This is a genomic window from Filomicrobium sp. (assembly GCF_025698805.1).
GTDB lineage: Bacteria > Pseudomonadota > Alphaproteobacteria > Rhizobiales > Hyphomicrobiaceae > Filomicrobium > Filomicrobium insigne.
The window spans coordinates 17,796-34,813 of sequence record NZ_JAILWT010000009.1 but is presented as its reverse complement, the minus strand read 5'-3'; the positions used below and the strand labels follow the sequence as shown (position 1 = coordinate 34,813).

The 17,018-nt window shown below is 58.1% G+C and carries 10 protein-coding genes and 1 pseudogene; 4 read left to right on the top strand and 7 right to left on the bottom strand.

All coding sequences use genetic code 11. The features are described from left to right. Positions 1–196: 196 nt before the first annotated feature. Positions 197–979 (bottom strand): invasion associated locus B family protein, encoded by a 783-nt coding sequence (locus tag K5845_RS18525; protein ID WP_046478507.1) that lies wholly within the window; start codon positions 977–979, stop codon positions 197–199. 364 nt (positions 980–1,343) lie between these two features. Between K5845_RS18525 and K5845_RS18520 the strand changes: the two genes are divergently transcribed. From K5845_RS18520 to K5845_RS18510, 3 genes are all read left to right on the top strand, one after another. After that, positions 1,344–3,167, top strand: a complete 1,824-nt coding sequence (locus K5845_RS18520) for an extracellular solute-binding protein (protein WP_502814148.1) — start codon at positions 1,344–1,346, stop codon at positions 3,165–3,167. Beyond that, positions 3,145–4,749 (top strand): class I adenylate-forming enzyme family protein, encoded by a 1,605-nt coding sequence (locus K5845_RS18515; protein WP_244464917.1) that lies wholly within the window; start codon positions 3,145–3,147, stop codon positions 4,747–4,749. Before K5845_RS18520 ends, K5845_RS18515 begins: the two co-directional genes overlap by 23 nt. A 163-nt stretch (positions 4,750–4,912) precedes the next feature. Beyond that, positions 4,913–5,131 carry a hypothetical protein gene (locus K5845_RS18510; protein WP_046478504.1) on the top strand — a complete coding sequence of 73 codons (219 nt, stop codon included), beginning with the start codon at positions 4,913–4,915 and terminating at the stop codon, positions 5,129–5,131. Positions 5,132–5,194: 63 nt separating this feature from the next. Here K5845_RS18510 and mfd read toward each other — a convergent pair whose 3' ends face one another. Both mfd and K5845_RS18500 read right to left on the bottom strand, forming a co-directional pair. Further along, on the bottom strand, positions 5,195–8,689 hold the full coding sequence (gene mfd / locus K5845_RS18505) for a transcription-repair coupling factor (protein WP_287959659.1): 3,495 nt from the start codon (positions 8,687–8,689) through the stop codon (positions 5,195–5,197). 50 nt (positions 8,690–8,739) lie between these two features. After that, positions 8,740–9,018, bottom strand: a complete 279-nt coding sequence (locus K5845_RS18500; RefSeq protein WP_046478502.1) for a succinate dehydrogenase assembly factor 2 — start codon at positions 9,016–9,018, stop codon at positions 8,740–8,742. A 283-nt stretch (positions 9,019–9,301) separates the two neighbouring features. Between K5845_RS18500 and recG the strand changes: the two are divergent. Continuing rightward, positions 9,302–11,431, top strand: a pseudogene (gene recG, locus K5845_RS18495) (ATP-dependent DNA helicase RecG); the annotation flags it as partial. 17 nt (positions 11,432–11,448) lie between these two features. Here recG and K5845_RS18490 read toward each other — a convergent pair. The 4 genes from K5845_RS18490 to glmU form a co-directional block, all read right to left on the bottom strand. Further along, positions 11,449–12,234, bottom strand: a complete 786-nt coding sequence (locus K5845_RS18490) for a DUF502 domain-containing protein (RefSeq protein ID WP_052743978.1) — start codon at positions 12,232–12,234, stop codon at positions 11,449–11,451. Positions 12,235–12,415: 181 nt separating this feature from the next. Further along, positions 12,416–13,498 (bottom strand): SPOR domain-containing protein, encoded by a 1,083-nt coding sequence (locus tag K5845_RS18485; RefSeq protein ID WP_287959658.1) that lies wholly within the window; start codon positions 13,496–13,498, stop codon positions 12,416–12,418. A 129-nt stretch (positions 13,499–13,627) separates the two neighbouring features. Then, entirely contained in the window at positions 13,628–15,451 is a 1,824-nt protein-coding gene (gene glmS / locus K5845_RS18480; protein ID WP_046478499.1) for a glutamine--fructose-6-phosphate transaminase (isomerizing), read from the bottom strand. A gap of 125 nt (positions 15,452–15,576) precedes the next feature. Further along, positions 15,577–16,950 carry a bifunctional UDP-N-acetylglucosamine diphosphorylase/glucosamine-1-phosphate N-acetyltransferase GlmU gene (gene glmU / locus K5845_RS18475; protein ID WP_287959657.1) on the bottom strand — a complete coding sequence of 458 codons (1,374 nt, stop codon included), beginning with the start codon at positions 16,948–16,950 and terminating at the stop codon, positions 15,577–15,579. Positions 16,951–17,018 lie beyond the last annotated feature (68 nt).

The following is a 17,018-nucleotide window of genomic DNA, read 5'->3' as shown; positions in this document are numbered from 1 at the left end:
CAGCGTCAAAAATTCATTTGTGGGCGGGTGAGCCGAGCCGCCCGCAGAAGGCGCATGGCAGCGGCTAAAACTATCTCCACCCTCCATCCAAGCAAAAAAACAGCGCCGCCGAAAATAACGGCAGCGCTGCGACTGGTCCTGAACCGGGGAACCTCAAGTCGACGCGGGAAAAAACCGCACCGACCATGAAAATTGATTACTTCTTCTTCTCGTCCTTCTTGGCCGCACCAGCCTTGTCCTTCTGAGCGTCCTGGAACGCCTTCATGGCAGCCTTCTGGCGCTCACGAATTTGCGCCATCAACTGGCTTCGTGCCTTTGCGTACTGCTCGTTATCGACGGGCTTACCGTCATGCGCTTCAGCAAAGCCGGACAGCGGAACAGGGAAGCCAATCGGCTGAGCGCCAGCGTTGACCGCGAGGATCATCAGGCCACCGCCCTTCTTCATTTGATTGATGAGTTCCGGCGTTGCCTCGGCTTCAGCCGTGCAGCCTGCAGCATGGCACAGCGAATACTCAAGCTTGATTGGCTTGAGTTCCTTCTCATCAATCTTTTCGTTATTAGCGGCCTTCGTCCACTGCTCTTGACTGTAAACCGCAGCGCGGACACCAGCCGGAAGCGCCATACCGAGCGGGACCATCACCATCAGGCTCTTGTGATCAGCGCCTTCAACATCGCGGATAGCCGCCGAAACCAGAACCATGCCAGTATTGCCATCGAGACGTTCGTGGTGCGTCAGGCAAATCGTCTTATCTTCACGGACGACTTTGCCTTTATCTTTTTTGTCCACACCCGTAACGACAGGGGCTTTCTCACACAATTTCACCCATGCGCTCTGACTGGCGGCCGGAGCTTGGGCCGCCGCCTGCTTTGGAGCCGCGCCCTTCTTCTCCTGCCCATGTGCCGGCATGGCAATTGCCGCTGCCGCCATCAGTGCCGCACCAAGCGCAAACCGCTTGGACTGCCATACCTTAATAGTCATTTGACACATCAACCTTTCGTTGAGAGCTAGTCCCGCCAGCTCAGCCCCTCTTTGGCGCAAACACTGCGCTCTATTTTCTTGGCCACAATCACGCCAGCGCGATCGCACTAAGGCGTGGAATAAGGCGATCGCGTGACGTGACGTATGTTGAATTTGTATTGTTAGACCTCATCAGACACATCGTGGCAAATCCGCAACGCTTAGGCTTTCGAAGTTCACGCCAGAGGCTTGGCCGTCTGCCTCTATTGCACCAACAAGTGTGGTAGAATTCAGCCGAGAACGAGACGACACGGCTCACCCCGGTTGTCAGCACACCACTCAAAGGATTTGTGAACCCGTGATTTCTACTCAACGCGATGGTGTCATGCGGCTGTGTCTGACCGCGGCCGCCTTGCTCAGTTTTGCCGTTTTGCCGTCTCCAGCGTCAGCTGTCAAAACACACGCCATCGCCATGCACGGTACACCTAAGCATTCGGAAGGCTTCAAGCATTTTGATTATGTCAATCCTGACGCGCCGAAGGGTGGTCGCTTGCGCCTTGGCTCCCAAGGCTCATTCGACAGCCTCAATCCCCTGATCATTAAGGGCGACCCTGGTGCGGGCCTACGCGAATTTCTCTATGAAAGCCTGCTGACACGCGGCCTCGACGAACCTTTCACGCTCTATGCGCAGCTTGCTCAGCACGTCGAACTGGCGCCGGATCGCAGTACGGTCACGTTCCACCTCAACCCCGACGCGCGCTTTTCGGACGGCCACCCGGTAACCGCAGATGATCTCCTATTTTCATGGCGCGTCCTGCGCGATCATGGCCGCCCCAACCATCGCGCGTACTACACAAAGGTCACGAAAACCGAGCGGCTTTCCGATCTGAGCGTCCGCTTCGATCTTGAGCCCGACGACCGTGAACTGCCACTTATTCTGGGCCTGATGCCGATCCTGCCGAGCCACCTTCTCGATGAGGACACGTTTCAGCGCACGACGTTGACCCCCCCTATAGGCTCAGGCCCCTATAAGATGGCACAGGTCGACCCCGGCCGTTCCATTGTGTACGAGCGCGACCCAGACTGGTGGGGCAAGGATCTTCCGATCAATCGTGGACGCTTCAATTTCGATGAGATCCGTTTTGATTATTATCGTGACGACGCCGCCATGTTCGAAGCATTCAAGTCTGGCAGGATCGATATACGCCCAGAAGAAGACCCCTCGCGCTGGGCGGAAGGCTACGACACCCGCGCGGTGACCAATGGTAACATCATAAAAGGCGAATTCGATATCGGTTTGCCGGCGGGCATGTCTGCTCTCGCCTTCAATACCCGCCGCCCTGTCTTCGCTGACCAGCGCGTAAGGCAAGCGCTGATCTATCTCTTCGATTTCCAGTGGATCAACCGCAACCTCTATCATGGGCTTTATAGCCGTACGCAGAGCTACTTCGAGCGTTCCATGCTCGCCAGCACCCGCCAGCCTGCCGACGCGCTCGAGAAAAAATTACTGGCGCCTTATCTTTCGGAGATAAAGCCGGAACTCATGATGGGAGAATATCAATTCCCCGTATCTGACGGCACAGGACGTAATCGTGAGAATTGGCGCACCGCCCTGAAGCTTCTAAACGACGCCGGCTACAAGCTCGAAGGCGGCAAGCTGCTTTCACAGGAAACCGGTCAACAGCTCAGCTTCGAAATATTAGCCGCAACGGCAGCCCAAGAACGTCTTTTCTTAGGCTTCGCGCGCGACCTTGAACGCCTCGGCATTAAGCCGCGAATTCGCGTAGTGGACAGTGCGCAGTATCAGTCGCGGCTCAAGACATACGACTACGACATGATTCAGACACGCTGGCCTTCCTCACTTTCGCCAGGCAACGAGCAGCTCTTCCGTTGGTCATCGGCGTTGGCCGACCGTGACGGCACCTTCAACTACCCGGGGGTCAAGAGTCCCGCCGTCGATGCCATGATCGCTGCCATGCTGACGGCCGAAGCACCAGAAGACTTCGTGTCCAGCGTGCGCGCTCTTGACCGAGCGCTGTTGTCGGGAGATTACGTAATTCCGCTCTACCATCTGCAAAAGCAATGGGTCGCTTACTGGCACCACCTCGGCCAGCCTCAGCAGACATCATTGTTTGGATATCAGGTCGACACATGGTGGAGCGCCACCATTGAGAAGGCCCAGGCGGTTGAAGCATCCCATAACGAATAAAACGCAAAGCAGTCACCTCGGCTTTTCAGGGCAGCCTCCCCCCAAGGCCTTAAATCTCGCAGCGTATTGTCTTGCTCCGGCCTCCCAGCGCCCCCCCGACAAACCTGCGCTGATCGTCATTGAGGATGTCTCCGCCAAAACACCGGCTGAGGTCTGGACATACGGCGAACTCGATGAAGCGGTGCGCCGCGTAGCCGCCGGACTAAGCGCTCGCGGGTTGCCGCGCGGCAGCCGGATCGTCCTAAGCCTCGGCAATACGAGCGCCTTCCCGCTGGCCTTTTTCGGAGCAATCGCAGCCGGATTCGTACCGATCCCGACGTCAGCGGCCCTCACACCGTCAGAGCTGGCATTTATCGTCGCCGACAGCGAAGCCGAACTTGTCATCTGTGACGATGAGCAGGCAGCCAGCGCTTTGCCATCAAACGTAGCACTGTACGGACGCAGCGAGCTGCATCACCTGATCGACTTTCCAGAAAGCAGCGACTACGTCGCCACACATTCTGATGATCCGGCATATCTGATCTACACATCCGGGACCACAGCCTCCCCCAAGGGGGTGATCCACGCCCACCGCGCCGCGTGGGGGCGCCGCCCCATGTATCAAGGATGGTACGGCATCACGCCTGAAGATCGCGTTCTACACGCTGGGGCATTCAATTGGACCTTCACACTCGGCACCGGACTGACGGACCCGTGGGCTAATGGCGCAACCGCCATCATCTTTACCGGCGAAAAGAACCCTGCCGTCTGGCCAAATCTGATCGAGAAAACCGAGGCCTCAATTTTTGCTGCCGTACCAGGTCTGATCCGTCAGATCCTGAAATACGCAGATGTCGACCCGACACGGATGCCGACTCTCCGCCATGCTCTCATTGCAGGCGAAGCGCCTCCACCGGACCTTTTTGAGGAATGGACAGAGCGCACGGGCCGCCAGCTCTACGAAGCACTCGGCATGAGCGAAATCTCCACGTACATTTCCTCAAGCCCAACCGTTCCCAGAAAGTCTGGAACAGTTGGCCGAGCACAACCGGGTCGCAGCATCGCAATTCTCAGCGAAGAGGCTGGGAACGAACCTCTTGCGCCCGGAGAGCCGGGCCTCATAGCTATCCATCGGACAGATCCAGGCTTGATGCTCGGATATTGGAAGCGGCCGGACGAGGAAGCCGCGGTGATACGCGGCGATTGGTTTGTCGGTGGTGATCTTGGCGTCATGGATAGCGAGGGCTACATCAGCCATCTCGGGCGCGCCGACGATGTCATAAAGGCGCTCGGATACCGGATTGCCCCGCAAGAGGTTGAAGCCGTACTCGTGCAACATCCTCATGTCGCAGAATGCGCATGCGCAGCGCTGGAAGTCAGCTCTGGCGTAACTATTCTCTGCGCGTTCATCGTTGCCCAAAATTCCGGCTCACCTCCTCGGCAGGATGACTTGCTCGCCTTCGCAGCCTCTCGCCTTGCAGCCTACAAATGTCCGCGCGAGATCCGCTTCATCGACAAGCTGCCCCGTACCGCCAATGGGAAGATCAAACGATCTATTCTGAGCAAAGAAGAAGAACCAATGGAAAATTCGGAAACCAGATAGAAACAAACGAGGAAACATCATCCGGGAAAAATAAGAACATGCCAACATTATATAACTTCAGATAACGGTATATCCTTAAACACCCCTTTAAATTGTTACGGAACCACCTAGCTTGTGAAGCGTTAGTCATTTCAAGTTTTGCAAGTAACTAGGAGGAAGCAACATGAAGTCTGTAGCGACTGTCGCGGCATTGCTGGTCGCAGCAATTGCAAGTCAGCCCGCACTGGCGCAAGACAAAAAGGGCGGAGAGAAAGCAGTGGAAGTAGCGGGCCGCCCAGCCCTTCCAACTGATTCCGCCAAAGCAGTATTTGAAATGCGCTCGGAGTGGGGAACGAAACCCAGCATGAGCACAGCGCAACCCGAAAAGTCCGAGAAGAAGTAATCTGATCGGGATCACAGGGTAACGATTTCGGGGTCGGAGAAGTCTATTCTCCGACCCTATTTTTTACGCGACCTTACGCTCGCGTTCCGCAATTTCCGCCAACTGCTTTACCAGCCCCCGAACACCCTTCAGGCGCTGTTCGGGTAGATCCCATTCCGCTTTGAACACCAGCTTATGATCGGGCAACAATTTGATAAGCCCGCGGGATCGCTGCATCAGTTCGACCAAGCCTTCCGGATTGGGGAAGCTGTTCTGATGGAACGACAACACCGCGCCCTTGGGACCAGCATCAACCCGGCTAACGAAAGCTTGACGGCACAAACCTTTGATCTCCATGACATCCAGAAGATGGGTAACCTCTTCCGGCGCGGGACCAAAGCGATCGACCAATTCCGCTGCAAAATTGTCGATATCCGCACGTGTCTCAAGGCTGGCCAACCTGCGATAAAGTCCCAGCCTCAGCTGTAGATCTGTGACGTAACTCTCGGGGATGAGGATCGACGTACCAAGCGAAATTTCCGGACTCCACTGATCCTTCAACTCGCCGCCTTCGCCGCCCTTCATTGCAGCCACGGCTTCTTCCAGCATCGACTGATAAAGCTCGAAGCCAACTTCGCGGATGTGCCCGGATTGCTCTTCGCCAAGCAGGTTGCCCGCACCACGAATATCCAGATCGTGCGACGCTAACGAAAAACCTGCCCCTAATGAGTCCAATGAATTTAAGACCTTGAGCCGCTTCTCGGCGCCTTCCGTCAGAGCTTTGCCCGGTGGCGTCGTAATGTAGGCATACGCACGCGCCTTCGAGCGGCCCACCCGCCCGCGCAGCTGATAAAGCTGCGCCAAGCCAAACATATCGGCACGATGGACGATCAGCGTGTTGGCATTGGGCACATCGAGACCGGACTCGACGATTGGCGTCGACAAGAGAATGTCGTAACGCCCCTCGTAGAACGCAGTCATGACGTCTTCCAACTCAGTTGGCGTCATCTGCCCGTGTGCCGTCGCCACGCGAAGTTCGGGCACCGCTTCTGTCAAAAATTCTCTGACATCAGGAAGGTCGCTCAATCGCGGGACGACATAAAATGCCTGACCGCCACGATACCGTTCGCGGCGAAGTGCATCGCGCACAATGACGGGATCGAACGGCGAGATATACGTGCGCACAGCCAAACGATCGACCGGCGGTGTCGTAATCAAAGACAGCTCGCGTACACCCGTCAACGCAAGCTGAAGTGTCCGCGGAATAGGCGTCGCCGATAGCGTGAGAACATGAACATCTTCACGTAGCTGCTTGAGGCGTTCCTTGTGCGCGACACCGAAGTGCTGTTCCTCGTCGATCACCAGCAGCCCGAGCCGGGCAAACTTGATCGACTTGCTGAGGAGCGCGTGGGTTCCCACAACGATATCGATTTGCCCGTTTGACAACCCTTCCTTCACTTCAGCCAGCTCTTTAGCACCCACAAGCCGGGAAGCCTGCGCCACATTGAGCGGCAATCCTTTGAACCGGTCGCTAAATGTCTTGAAGTGCTGACGGGCAAGAAGCGTCGTTGGGACGACAACTGCGACCTGAAGGCCGCTCATCGCAGTCACAAAGGCTGCACGCAACGCGACTTCCGTCTTGCCAAATCCAACGTCGCCACAAACAAGGCGATCCATTGGACGGCCCGCCCCAAGATCCTCGATCACCGCATCGATACTGGCGGCCTGATCCTCGGTTTCCTCATACGGAAAACGCGAGACAAACTCTTCAAAGGCCCCAGCCGGAGGGGCCAACGCCGGCGCCTCGCGCAATTGCCGTAGCGCTGCGATTTTGATGAGTTCGCCAGCAATTTCCTGGAGGCGCTTCTTGAGCCGAGCCTTCCGCGATTGCCATGCGACACCACCCAACCTGTCAAGCTGAGCCGAACCGTCCTCCGCACCATAGCGCGTCAACAGTTCGAGGTTCTCAACCGGCACGAACAGTTTGTCGCCACCCGCATAGATCAGCTCAAGGCAATCGTGCATCGCGCCGAGTGCGGAAATCGTCGTAAGCCCTGCAAAGCGGCCAATACCATGATCGGCGTGCACAACGAGATCGCCAACGGAAAGGCTCGTTGCTTCCGTAAGAACGTCCACAGCGCGACGGGCTTTCCGCCGCGGTCGCACCAGCCTGTCGCCAAGAATGTCCTGCTCACCGATAACCGCGAGTTCGGGAGTGACAAAACCCTGCTCCAAACCGAGCACAGCCATGGGCGTGACGTCCGCCGGAAGCTCCAGAGCCGCATCAAAACTCTCAACGTTGCGGGTCTCCTTTAGACCGTGATCGTTGAGCAATCCGGCAAGCCGCTCCCGAGCACCGGGCGTCCACGCCGCAATCATCACGCGCCGATGTTCACGCTTTAGCGCCGCGATATGACTGACGACAGCGTCGAAAACATTGACGTCTCCTGCTAGGCGCTCGGCCGCGAACGTTCGTCCGGGGCGGCCATTCCATGAGCGTACGTCCGCGCCTTCGCCCGTCTCAAACGGGTTCAAACGATAGACTTGGCGCTGCCCCAGAAGTTCACCCCACGCTTTCCCATCAAGGAACATGAGGTCTGGCGGCACAGGCTTGTATGGAGGCGCGCCGAAGGCTTCGACCTCAAGCGCCTGCGTGCGCGCTTCGTAATGTTCCGCAATCTGCTCGAAACGCTGCCGCACAGCCTCATCGGCGCGGTGGTCGAATGAAATGGCAGAATCCGGCGCGTAGTCCGCCAATGTATCGAGTTGCTCATGAAAGAGAGGAAGCCAGTGCTCCTGCCCCGGATAGCGGCTGCCCGCACTCACGGCCTCGTAGAGCGGATCGCTGCCTGTCCCTCCGCCGAACAGTTCGACGTAACGGCTGCGAAAACGGCTGGTCGCTGCATCCCCCAGCGCCAGTTCGGAAATCGGCATGAGCACAATCTTCTGCAAAGGCTTGAGTGTGCGCTGCGTTTCCGCGTCGAAGGATTTTATGCTCTCCAGCGTATCGCCAAAGAAATCGAGCCGAACCGGATTGGTTCTGCCCGGCGGAAAAAGGTCGAGAATGCCACCCCGAACCGCATATTCTCCCGGCTCCATCACCGTCCCAGTGCGCGTAAATCCCGCGAGCTGTAATCGCGTGATCAATCGCCCCATATCGATCCGCTGCCCAGCTGCCATCTGCTTTAAGGAGCTGCGGACGAAGGCGACCGGAGGCACCCGTTGCAGGATCGCGTTGACGGTGGTTAGCACCAGGGTAGGCGCTTTCCGACGCCCGATCGTCAGCTTGGCCAGTGCCGCGATGCGACGCGCCACAATATCGGAATTAGGCCCAACCCGGTCATAGGGGACCGTATCCCACGCTGGAAAAGAGATCGTGCGAATTTGCGGCGCGAAGAAGCGCAGCGCACCCTCGAGCTGGTCGACCCGGCGATCGTCGCGCGCGACGTGGATCAGAATACCCGCATGCCCCTCAGCGCCTTGCGCTTCCTGAGCGAGCTTGGCCAGCACAAGTGCATCCAGCCCCTCCGGGACACCTGTCAGCAGCAGATCGTGGTTTTTAGGGGTAGCGCCGCTCATAATAGCTAACGTCGTTCCTTAAATGTGGGCCGATGACTGTTCGGCGAAGCTCAGGACAATCCGTGAAACGATCTGAGCGATTGAATGAGGTCAGCAAATTCCGGTTCGATGGGCGTCCGGCGATCCGCATCCGACGCGGAAAGTATCCACGATTGAACATCTGGATCGGCTAGAGCGAGAAATCGCTCGAAACTATCCAACGCAGCCTCATCCATGGCCTCTAGATGCGCTTCCGCATACCGGCCCATCAAAAGGTCCATTTCTTTTGTACCGCGATGGTTGGCCCGGTATAGCGCACGGCGCCGTCGTATATCGAGGCTCTCGTCCAATTGTCCCTCTCCTGTTCACCCGTCACGGTATTCCTTGGCAGCGTTTCGCGCCGACAGGTCTCAAGCCGAATTAGCAGACCGCACCCGAAGCCGCCTCAGACGGCACCTAGCTCAGGGAGACATTGCTTCTTTGACAGGTTGCGTTCCTATAACGCCTACAAGACCTTGAGAAAAGCGGGGACCAGGCAAAACACGCATGCTCCGCAACCCCAAAACCGGACTTGATCGGGGTATAAGCGTTTTTTGATCCAACACGTCCAAACAACACACGTACCCCCAAACGGAATTCCGTCGTATGCGGCCCGATCAACTCCAGCCTCTGTTTACCCCAGCCCAATCCTTGACCGGCATCGGTCCACGACTGGTCGCGTTACTGCGCAAAGCCCTGGATTTGCCCGCTGGCGTCAGCGAAGCCCGCATCATCGACCTGCTCTGGCACACGCCCACAGGTGTTATCGATCGCCGTGCTGAACCCACGATCAGCCACGCCGTTCCTGGAACCATTGCCACTCTTAAGGTGCGCATCCTCAAACACCGGCCCTCCCCGCGGGGCAACAACAAAGCGCCCTATAAGGTCACCTGCGAGGATGACAGCGGCCGCATTGATTTGGTGTTTTTTAGAGCCGAACGCAAATTCATTGAGCGCCAGCTCCCCGTAGGCGAGGAACGCTACATCTCCGGCCGCATCGAACTCTACGGCGAAACGCTGCAGATGACGCATCCAGATTACATCGTCGCAGCCGACGCCCGCGACGATCTGCCCATGCTTGAGCCCGTGTATCCGCTGACAGCAGGATTGTCGGGAAAAATCCTGCAGAAGGCAACGCGGCAAGCCCTGGAGCGGCTCCCGGACTTACCCGAATGGCAAAATCCGAGCTGGCTCGACCAGCAAAAGTGGCCCTCAGCCGCTGAGGCGATCGCGCGCATTCATCGGCCACAAGACGCGACCGATATATCGAACGGAGCTCCAGCCTGGCAGCGGCTCGCTTATGATGAGCTGTTTGCCGGTCAGGTCGCGCTCGCACTAGTCCGCCAGAGCTTGAAGTCCCAGCGCGGCCGTGCGGTAAAGGGCGACGGTACCATTCGCCAACGTATCTCTGACGCCCTCCCCTTCCAGCTCACTGGCTCTCAGACAACGGCGATCACAGAGATCGCCGCCGACATGGCAAGCCCAAGCCGTATGCTGCGGCTTCTTCAAGGCGATGTCGGATCCGGCAAGACCGTCGTTGCGCTTATGGCCATGGCGATCGCGGTCGAGGCCGGAAGCCAGGCAGCCCTGATGGCCCCAACCGAAGTTCTGGCCCGTCAGCACCTGGAAACCATTGCCCCGCTCGCCGAAAAAGCAGGGCTTCGGTTGGGTCTTCTCACCGGCCGTGAGAAAGGTGCGGCACGCAAACACGTTCTGGCCGCCCTAGCAGCCGGTGAGATCGACATCCTCATCGGAACCCATGCGCTTTTCCAACCCGATGTCCAATTTCGCGATCTCTCCGTCGCCGTCATCGACGAGCAGCATCGCTTCGGCGTCCATCAACGCCTTGCGCTGCAAGCCAAGGGAGGCGATGGCGGCGCAAACGTCCTCGTCATGACCGCAACCCCGATACCGCGCACGCTCGTTATGACGCACTACGGCGACCTCGATGTTTCGCGATTGAACGAGAAGCCGGCCGGGCGCAAACCGGTCGTCACCACCAAAGCCTCCGTGGAACGCCTGGAAGACGTCGTAGATGGATTGCGACGCGCGTTGGCTTCAGGCGCCCAGGTCTACTGGGTCTGCCCGCTGATCGAAGGCACGGGCACCAGCGAACTCGCTGCCGCTGAAGAGCGCCACGCTCACCTGAGCCAGATTTTCGGCGAGGGTGTCGTTGGTCTCCTTCATGGCGCGATGAACGGGACAACAAAAGATCAGACCATGGCGGCATTTTCGGCAGGTGATCTTCGTATCCTAGTCTCGACGACTGTGATCGAGGTCGGTGTCAACGTCCCGAACGCCTCAATCATGGTGATTGAACACGCCGAGCGTTTTGGCTTGGCTCAGCTTCATCAGCTGCGCGGACGCGTGGGCCGCGGCAGCCGCCAGTCGTATTGCGTACTGCTGTTCAAACCACCGCTGGGAGAAACCGCGGAAGCACGTCTCGACATGATGCGCGAAACGGAAGATGGCTTCTTGATCGCAGAAAAGGATTTGGAGCTACGTGGCGGCGGCGAGGTTCTCGGCGCACGCCAGAGTGGGCTCCCGGCCTTCCGTATTGCCAATGTGCCAAACCAATCCGAATTACTGGCAGCAGCCCACGATGACGCCCGTATGTTTCTCGCTGAAGACCCTAAGCTGACAAGCGAGCGCGGAAAGGCCGTTCGCCTCCTGCTCTATCTGTTCGAATGCGATGAAGCGGTACGCTTGTTCCGGGCCGCTTAACGCCCCACAGACAAACGCTAAGCCTTTGGCTTTTTCGGAGGCACGGCACCCGCGCCGAGTGCCGCCAATCTGGCCTGATAGTCTGGCACGACCATGCCCGCCGACAAAATAATCTTGGCGGCGTCTTCGGCAGTCATATCCAGAATAGTCACATTCTTCCGCGGCACGAAGCAGATGAAGCCTGTCGGCGGAACAACACCCGTTGGCATGAAGACCGCAATCAGATCCTCGCCAGCGTCGTTGACCTTGATGTTGATCTCACCCGTTTTTTCACTGGTCACAAAAACAAGCGACCACAATCCCTTCGACGGAAATTGGATCAGGCCGACCTTTTGAAAGCTCTGGTTCGGCCCTGCCGCAACCAGCACACCCTCAAACACCTGCCGAAGCCCGCGATGCACGTTGCGAACAATCGGCATGCCATCCAGCATCTGCACACCGAAACTGATGAGCGTACGGCCAAGGAGATTCGCGGCCAGCGCACCGATAACCATTAGCCCAACGATACCAACCAGAAGGCCAATCCCGGGCACGGCAAACGGCAAATATGCTTCCGGCAGATACCGTTCTGGCAAAAGTGGCTTGATCCACGCGTCCGCGATGTTGATCAGCGACCAGACGATGTAGAGCGTAATGGTAACCGGTCCGACGATAATCAGTCCGGTAAGAAAATAGTTGCGCAGTCGTGCACCAAACGTCACCCCCGGCCCATTAGGAAAAGCCGTAATAGGCCCGAGTTTTGGGCCTTCAGCGGCCTCTAGCTCAGGTGCTTCCGTCTCTTCCTTGTCACTCGGCTTCGTCATGACCCGCTAACTCACTTGGCGCTACGCGAATGAACGCTCCCCCCTCGCGGTAACTCTGCCCGCCGGAAAGTTGCCCCTAAAACCACCGCACATGTTGTCACGGGAAGGGCCGAAGCTGAACACATGCTTTCGTCTTTTCGCCAGTAAACCACCGCACGCGTATCAGCAGATACCCGCTAAGTTAGTTCTTAGCGACCATGCAATCATACCCGCCGGCCTTGAGCGCCTTGCAGACGCTCGCCGTGTCGTCAGCCTTGGCAAAAGGCCCGATGCTGATCCGGTAGAAGGTGCCCATGTTGCCGAACACCGTCTCTTCGATCTCAGGTACACGCGCCCCTAAAATACTCGCGTGCTTTTTGGAGAGTTCCAGCGCCAAACGTTCCGCTTCGTCGCGTGAACGCACAGCCGCGACCTGAACCTCATAGCGCCCTTTTAGCTTTTTAGTGGGCGCGGCAGCCTTAGACGGAGGAGCAACAGCGGCCTGCTTGGTGGGACGCGCCGCGGTCTGCCATTGCTGCGTCGGCGGCGGCGTTGGCGTTGCGCCCGTCGATTTTTGCGTCGTACTATCCCAGGCGGAAACTGAAGGCCCCGTTGACGCAGTTTCTAACCCGCTCGCCGGCGGCGTATCGGAGGCGCTTGGACTGGCGTTCGCCGATGAAGAGGACCCGCCACCAAAGAGACCTGAAAAGAAATCGCCGACGCCTGACAACGGATTGGACGATGAACCTGACGACGACGATACGGTCGTCGAAGAACCTGAACCACTGGAGGATTGGCTCGACACCGTCGTGCCCGAGTCAGCTGCACCTTTCGCCTCGACCATTCCGGGGTCTTTCAGCCCCGCCTCACCGTAAGCTGCACTACGATTTTCCAGCGCTGTCTTACGTTCCGTCTCCGTCAATCCCTCCTTCAACCAGACCGCGCTGGTCAGATCCGAGATCGCTTGCGCTGGGCGCCCCGAGCGCCGATTGGCGAGCCCCCGATAATAAAGCGCTTTCGCCGTATCCTTAGGTGCCAGTCCACCGCTTTTGAGACCTTTGGTCAATTCGGCGATGGCTTGATCCATCTTGCCCTTTTCGAACGCTTTCACGCCGGCGATCACATCCTTGCGGGCTTCAGCGGGATCTTTCTTCGAGGCATCCTCGGAAACAGTCTGCGCCAGAACGTATGTCGGCTGCAGGCTCGCACCACCGAGGACCGACAGCCCGGCGGCGAACGACGCCACCGCAAGCCTTTGCCATGTCCTTGATTGTCGTACGCTCATAGACAGGTCCCCTCGTCTCGACACGGACGCCACTACCCCCAAACTTCGTTTTGAGAAGGCTAAGTGAAACAGGCTATCCAGGCAAATTCTTGGCCCAAAGGATCGACTTAGAATTCCGCCGCCTACACCCTATTCCACAGTGACCGATTTCGCCAAGTTCCGCGGCTGATCTACATCCGTCCCCATAAATACAGCTGTGTGGTAGGCAATCAGCTGTGCCGGCACGGCATAGATCAAAGGATTGGTGAACGGATGCACATCAGGAATAGTGATATGCGCAACGACGTCACAACCAACTTCATCTGATTCGCCATTCGAAACGAACACGATTTGGCCACCTCGCGCAGCCACCTCCTGCACATTCGATACTGTCTTGTCGAAAAGTTCGTCTTTTGGCGCGACCACGATGACCGGCACACTCTCGTCAATCAACGCGATTGGCCCATGTTTCAGCTCACCAGCCGCGTAGCCTTCTGCGTGAATATACGAGATTTCTTTCAACTTTAAGGCGCCCTCAAGAGCCAGTGGAAAATTGACGCCCCTGCCGAGATAAAGGACATCCCGCGCCCGTGACAGGTCGTGCGCAAGCGCCTCGTAGACGCTCTCGTCACTCAACATCGATGAAATGTGACGTGGCACTTCCATCAAAGCACCGACGAGCTCCTGCTCCAACTCGGCACTGATCGCCCCCCGCGCACGTCCCAGCGCAATAGCCAGAGCTGCCAGCACAGCAAGCTGACAGGTGAACGCCTTGGTCGACGCAACGCCAACCTCGGGCCCGGCAAGCGTCGGCAACACGGCATCGGATTCCCGCGCGATTGTCGAAGTCCGCACGTTGACGATAGATGCAATCCTCTGCCCCTGAGATTTGCAGTATCGCAAAGTTGCCAGCGTATCGGCTGTTTCTCCTGATTGCGAAACGAAGACGGCCAACCCGCCCTCAGGCAGCGGTGGTTCGCGATAACGGAACTCCGACGCAACATCGATCTCAACCGGCACCCGCGCGTAGCGCTCGATCCAGTACTTACCGATAAGCCCGGCATAGTACGCCGTACCGCAAGCTGAAATCGTCACACGCGAGAGCTTCGACAGATCGACACCCAGATCTGGAAAGTTCACGCGACCCGCCGCCATATCGATCAGATTAGCCAGCGTATGACTGATGACCTCGGGTTGCTCGTGTATCTCCTTGGCCATGAAGTGACGATGATTGCCCTTGTCCGCGATCTGAAGCCCTGCAGACGAACGCATGATCGGACGTTCCACCCGCTCACCGTTCGCGTCGAAGATCTCCATCCCTGAACGATGCATGACCGCCCAGTCGCCCTCTTCGAGGTACGTAATCGCGTTGGTGAAGGGGGCCAGCGCAATAGCATCCGAACCCAGATACATTTCACCATCACCGTGGCCGATAGCCAGCGGGCTGCCCTGCCGCGCCGCGATCATGAGATCGTCGTGCCCAGCAAACAGAATGGCCAACGCAAAAGCGCCCTTCAGCTGAGCAAGCGCGGAACGCACAGCGGCAACCGGATCATCGCCACAGCATTTGAGCTCCTCGGTAACGAGGTGGACGACGGCTTCGGTGTCGGTCTCACTGTCAAAAGTATGGCCAGCGGCCTGCAACTTTGCGCGCAGCTCGCGGAAGTTCTCGATAATTCCATTGTGAACAACCGAGACCTTGTCCGACATATGGGGATGAGCGTTGGTCTCGCTCGCCTTGCCGTGGGTTGCCCAGCGCGTATGACCGATACCGCTGCGCCCGCTCAACGGCTCCGCACGAACCCGGTCCTCAAGATTGCGCAACTTGCCCTCGGCACGCCGCCGTCCAAGGTGACCATTCTCCACCGTCGCAATCCCGGCGGAGTCGTACCCGCGGTATTCGAGCCGCCGCAAAGCCTCGATGAGATCTTCCGCGACAGGTTTCGATCCTAAGATGCCGACAATTCCGCACATACCTCGGTAGCCCCCTTCGCCTGCCCTATCCCAATGGACGAGCTAATGGCATGCACATCTAAGGCCAACTCACAAAGTATTTCCGGCGATTTCACCGGGAAAGAGCGATGTTGGCGACTTTCGCGTTAACCTTTACGGCGCTGCATCATCGCGCGATATTTTGCCGCCCACTCGGGACGGTCCTCGCGCTTGGCCCTGACAATCGCAAGACTGTCGGGTTCCACGTTTGTCGTGATCACGCTGCCAGCCGCGACATAGGCGCCATCTCCGATCCGGACCGGCGCAACAAGCGCAGAGTTGGAGCCAATGAACACACCCGCGCCCACCTCGCAGCGGTTTTTGTTGAAGCCGTCGTAATTACAAAAGATCGTCCCAGCGCCGATATTGGCCCCTGCGCCCACTGTGCCATCGCCAATGTAGGTCAGGTGATTGGCCTTGGCGCCCGGGGCGAGAACTGCGTTCTTCACTTCAACAAAGTTGCCGATATGCACATCCGCGCCCAGTTCTGTCCCGGGCCGTAAGCGCGCGAAGGGACCAACCTCCGCACCGGTATCGATCCGCAATCCTGCAGCGCTCTTGCGATCGGCGCCTTCAAGGTAAGAGTTGGCCTTGATCCAGACCCCCTCCCCGACGGTGACACCCGGCCCAATAAACACGTTAGGCTCGATGGTCACGTCCTGCCCAAGCACGGTATCAAACGACAGCCACACAGTGTCCGGCGCAATCATCGTCACGCCCGCCCGCATGGCTGCCAAGCGTGCTCGCGTTTGCCAGATGCTCTCCGCCACAGCGAGTTGATCACGCGAATTGACGCCCAACACCTCATCCATTTCACACGTCACGACCGCAGCCTTCAGCCCATCCCGGCGAGCGATTTCAACGGCGTCTGTGAGATAAAATTCACCCTTGGCGTTATCGTTGCCGATCCGGTCTAGCACCGCCACCACGTCAGGCAACCGGAATGCCATCACACCAGAGTTGCACAGCCTCACATTTAATTCGTCGGCACTGGCATCCTTGTGCTCGCGGATCGCAATCAGGTCACCGGACGCATCCGTGAGCAAGCGCCCATATCCTGTGGGATCGTCCGCCTCGAAGCCGACTACCGACACACCTGCTCCGGACTCCAGGCTGGAAACAAGCTTGGCGAGGGTCTGCGGTCTCATCAGCGGAGAATCCGCATAAAGCACGATCACATCACCGCGCTCGGCAACAAGCTGATCACGCGCAGCGAGAACCGCATCCGCTGTTCCTGCCTGATTCTCCTGGACAAAAATGGAAGCATCCGGAGACCAACGCACCACCTCCTTGCGCACATCATCCATACCGGGTCCAATGACGACGCTGATCTTCGCGTGCGAAATGCCCGACGCCAGCGCTAGCACGTGCCCCAACATCGACCGGCCGGCGATTTGATGCAGCACCTTCGGCTGCCGCGAGTACATGCGTGTGCCCTTGCCGGCGGCCAATATCACGATCGAAAGCGAGCGGTCGGTCATCGGGGCTCCACATTTGCTGATATGCCAGCCCAACCGGCAGGGCTTGGCCTAAAGGTCGGGCAGCGCAA

Excerpts from the sequence above, each read along its gene's own strand:
- K5845_RS18525 (WP_046478507.1), bottom strand. The coding sequence starts at position 979 with ATGACTATTAAGGTATGGCAGTCCAAGCGGTTTGCGCTTGGTGCGGCA.
- K5845_RS18520 (WP_502814148.1), top strand. The coding sequence starts at position 1,344 with ATGCGGCTGTGTCTGACCGCGGCCGCCTTGCTCAGTTTTGCCGTTTTG.
- K5845_RS18510 (WP_046478504.1), top strand. The coding sequence starts at position 4,913 with ATGAAGTCTGTAGCGACTGTCGCGGCATTGCTGGTCGCAGCAATTGCA.
- mfd (WP_287959659.1), bottom strand. The coding sequence starts at position 8,689 with ATGAGCGGCGCTACCCCTAAAAACCACGATCTGCTGCTGACAGGTGTC.
- K5845_RS18490 (WP_052743978.1), bottom strand. The coding sequence starts at position 12,234 with ATGACGAAGCCGAGTGACAAGGAAGAGACGGAAGCACCTGAGCTAGAG.
- K5845_RS18485 (WP_287959658.1), bottom strand. The coding sequence starts at position 13,498 with ATGAGCGTACGACAATCAAGGACATGGCAAAGGCTTGCGGTGGCGTCG.
- glmS (WP_046478499.1), bottom strand. The coding sequence starts at position 15,451 with ATGTGCGGAATTGTCGGCATCTTAGGATCGAAACCTGTCGCGGAAGAT.
- glmU (WP_287959657.1), bottom strand. The coding sequence starts at position 16,950 with ATGACCGACCGCTCGCTTTCGATCGTGATATTGGCCGCCGGCAAGGGC.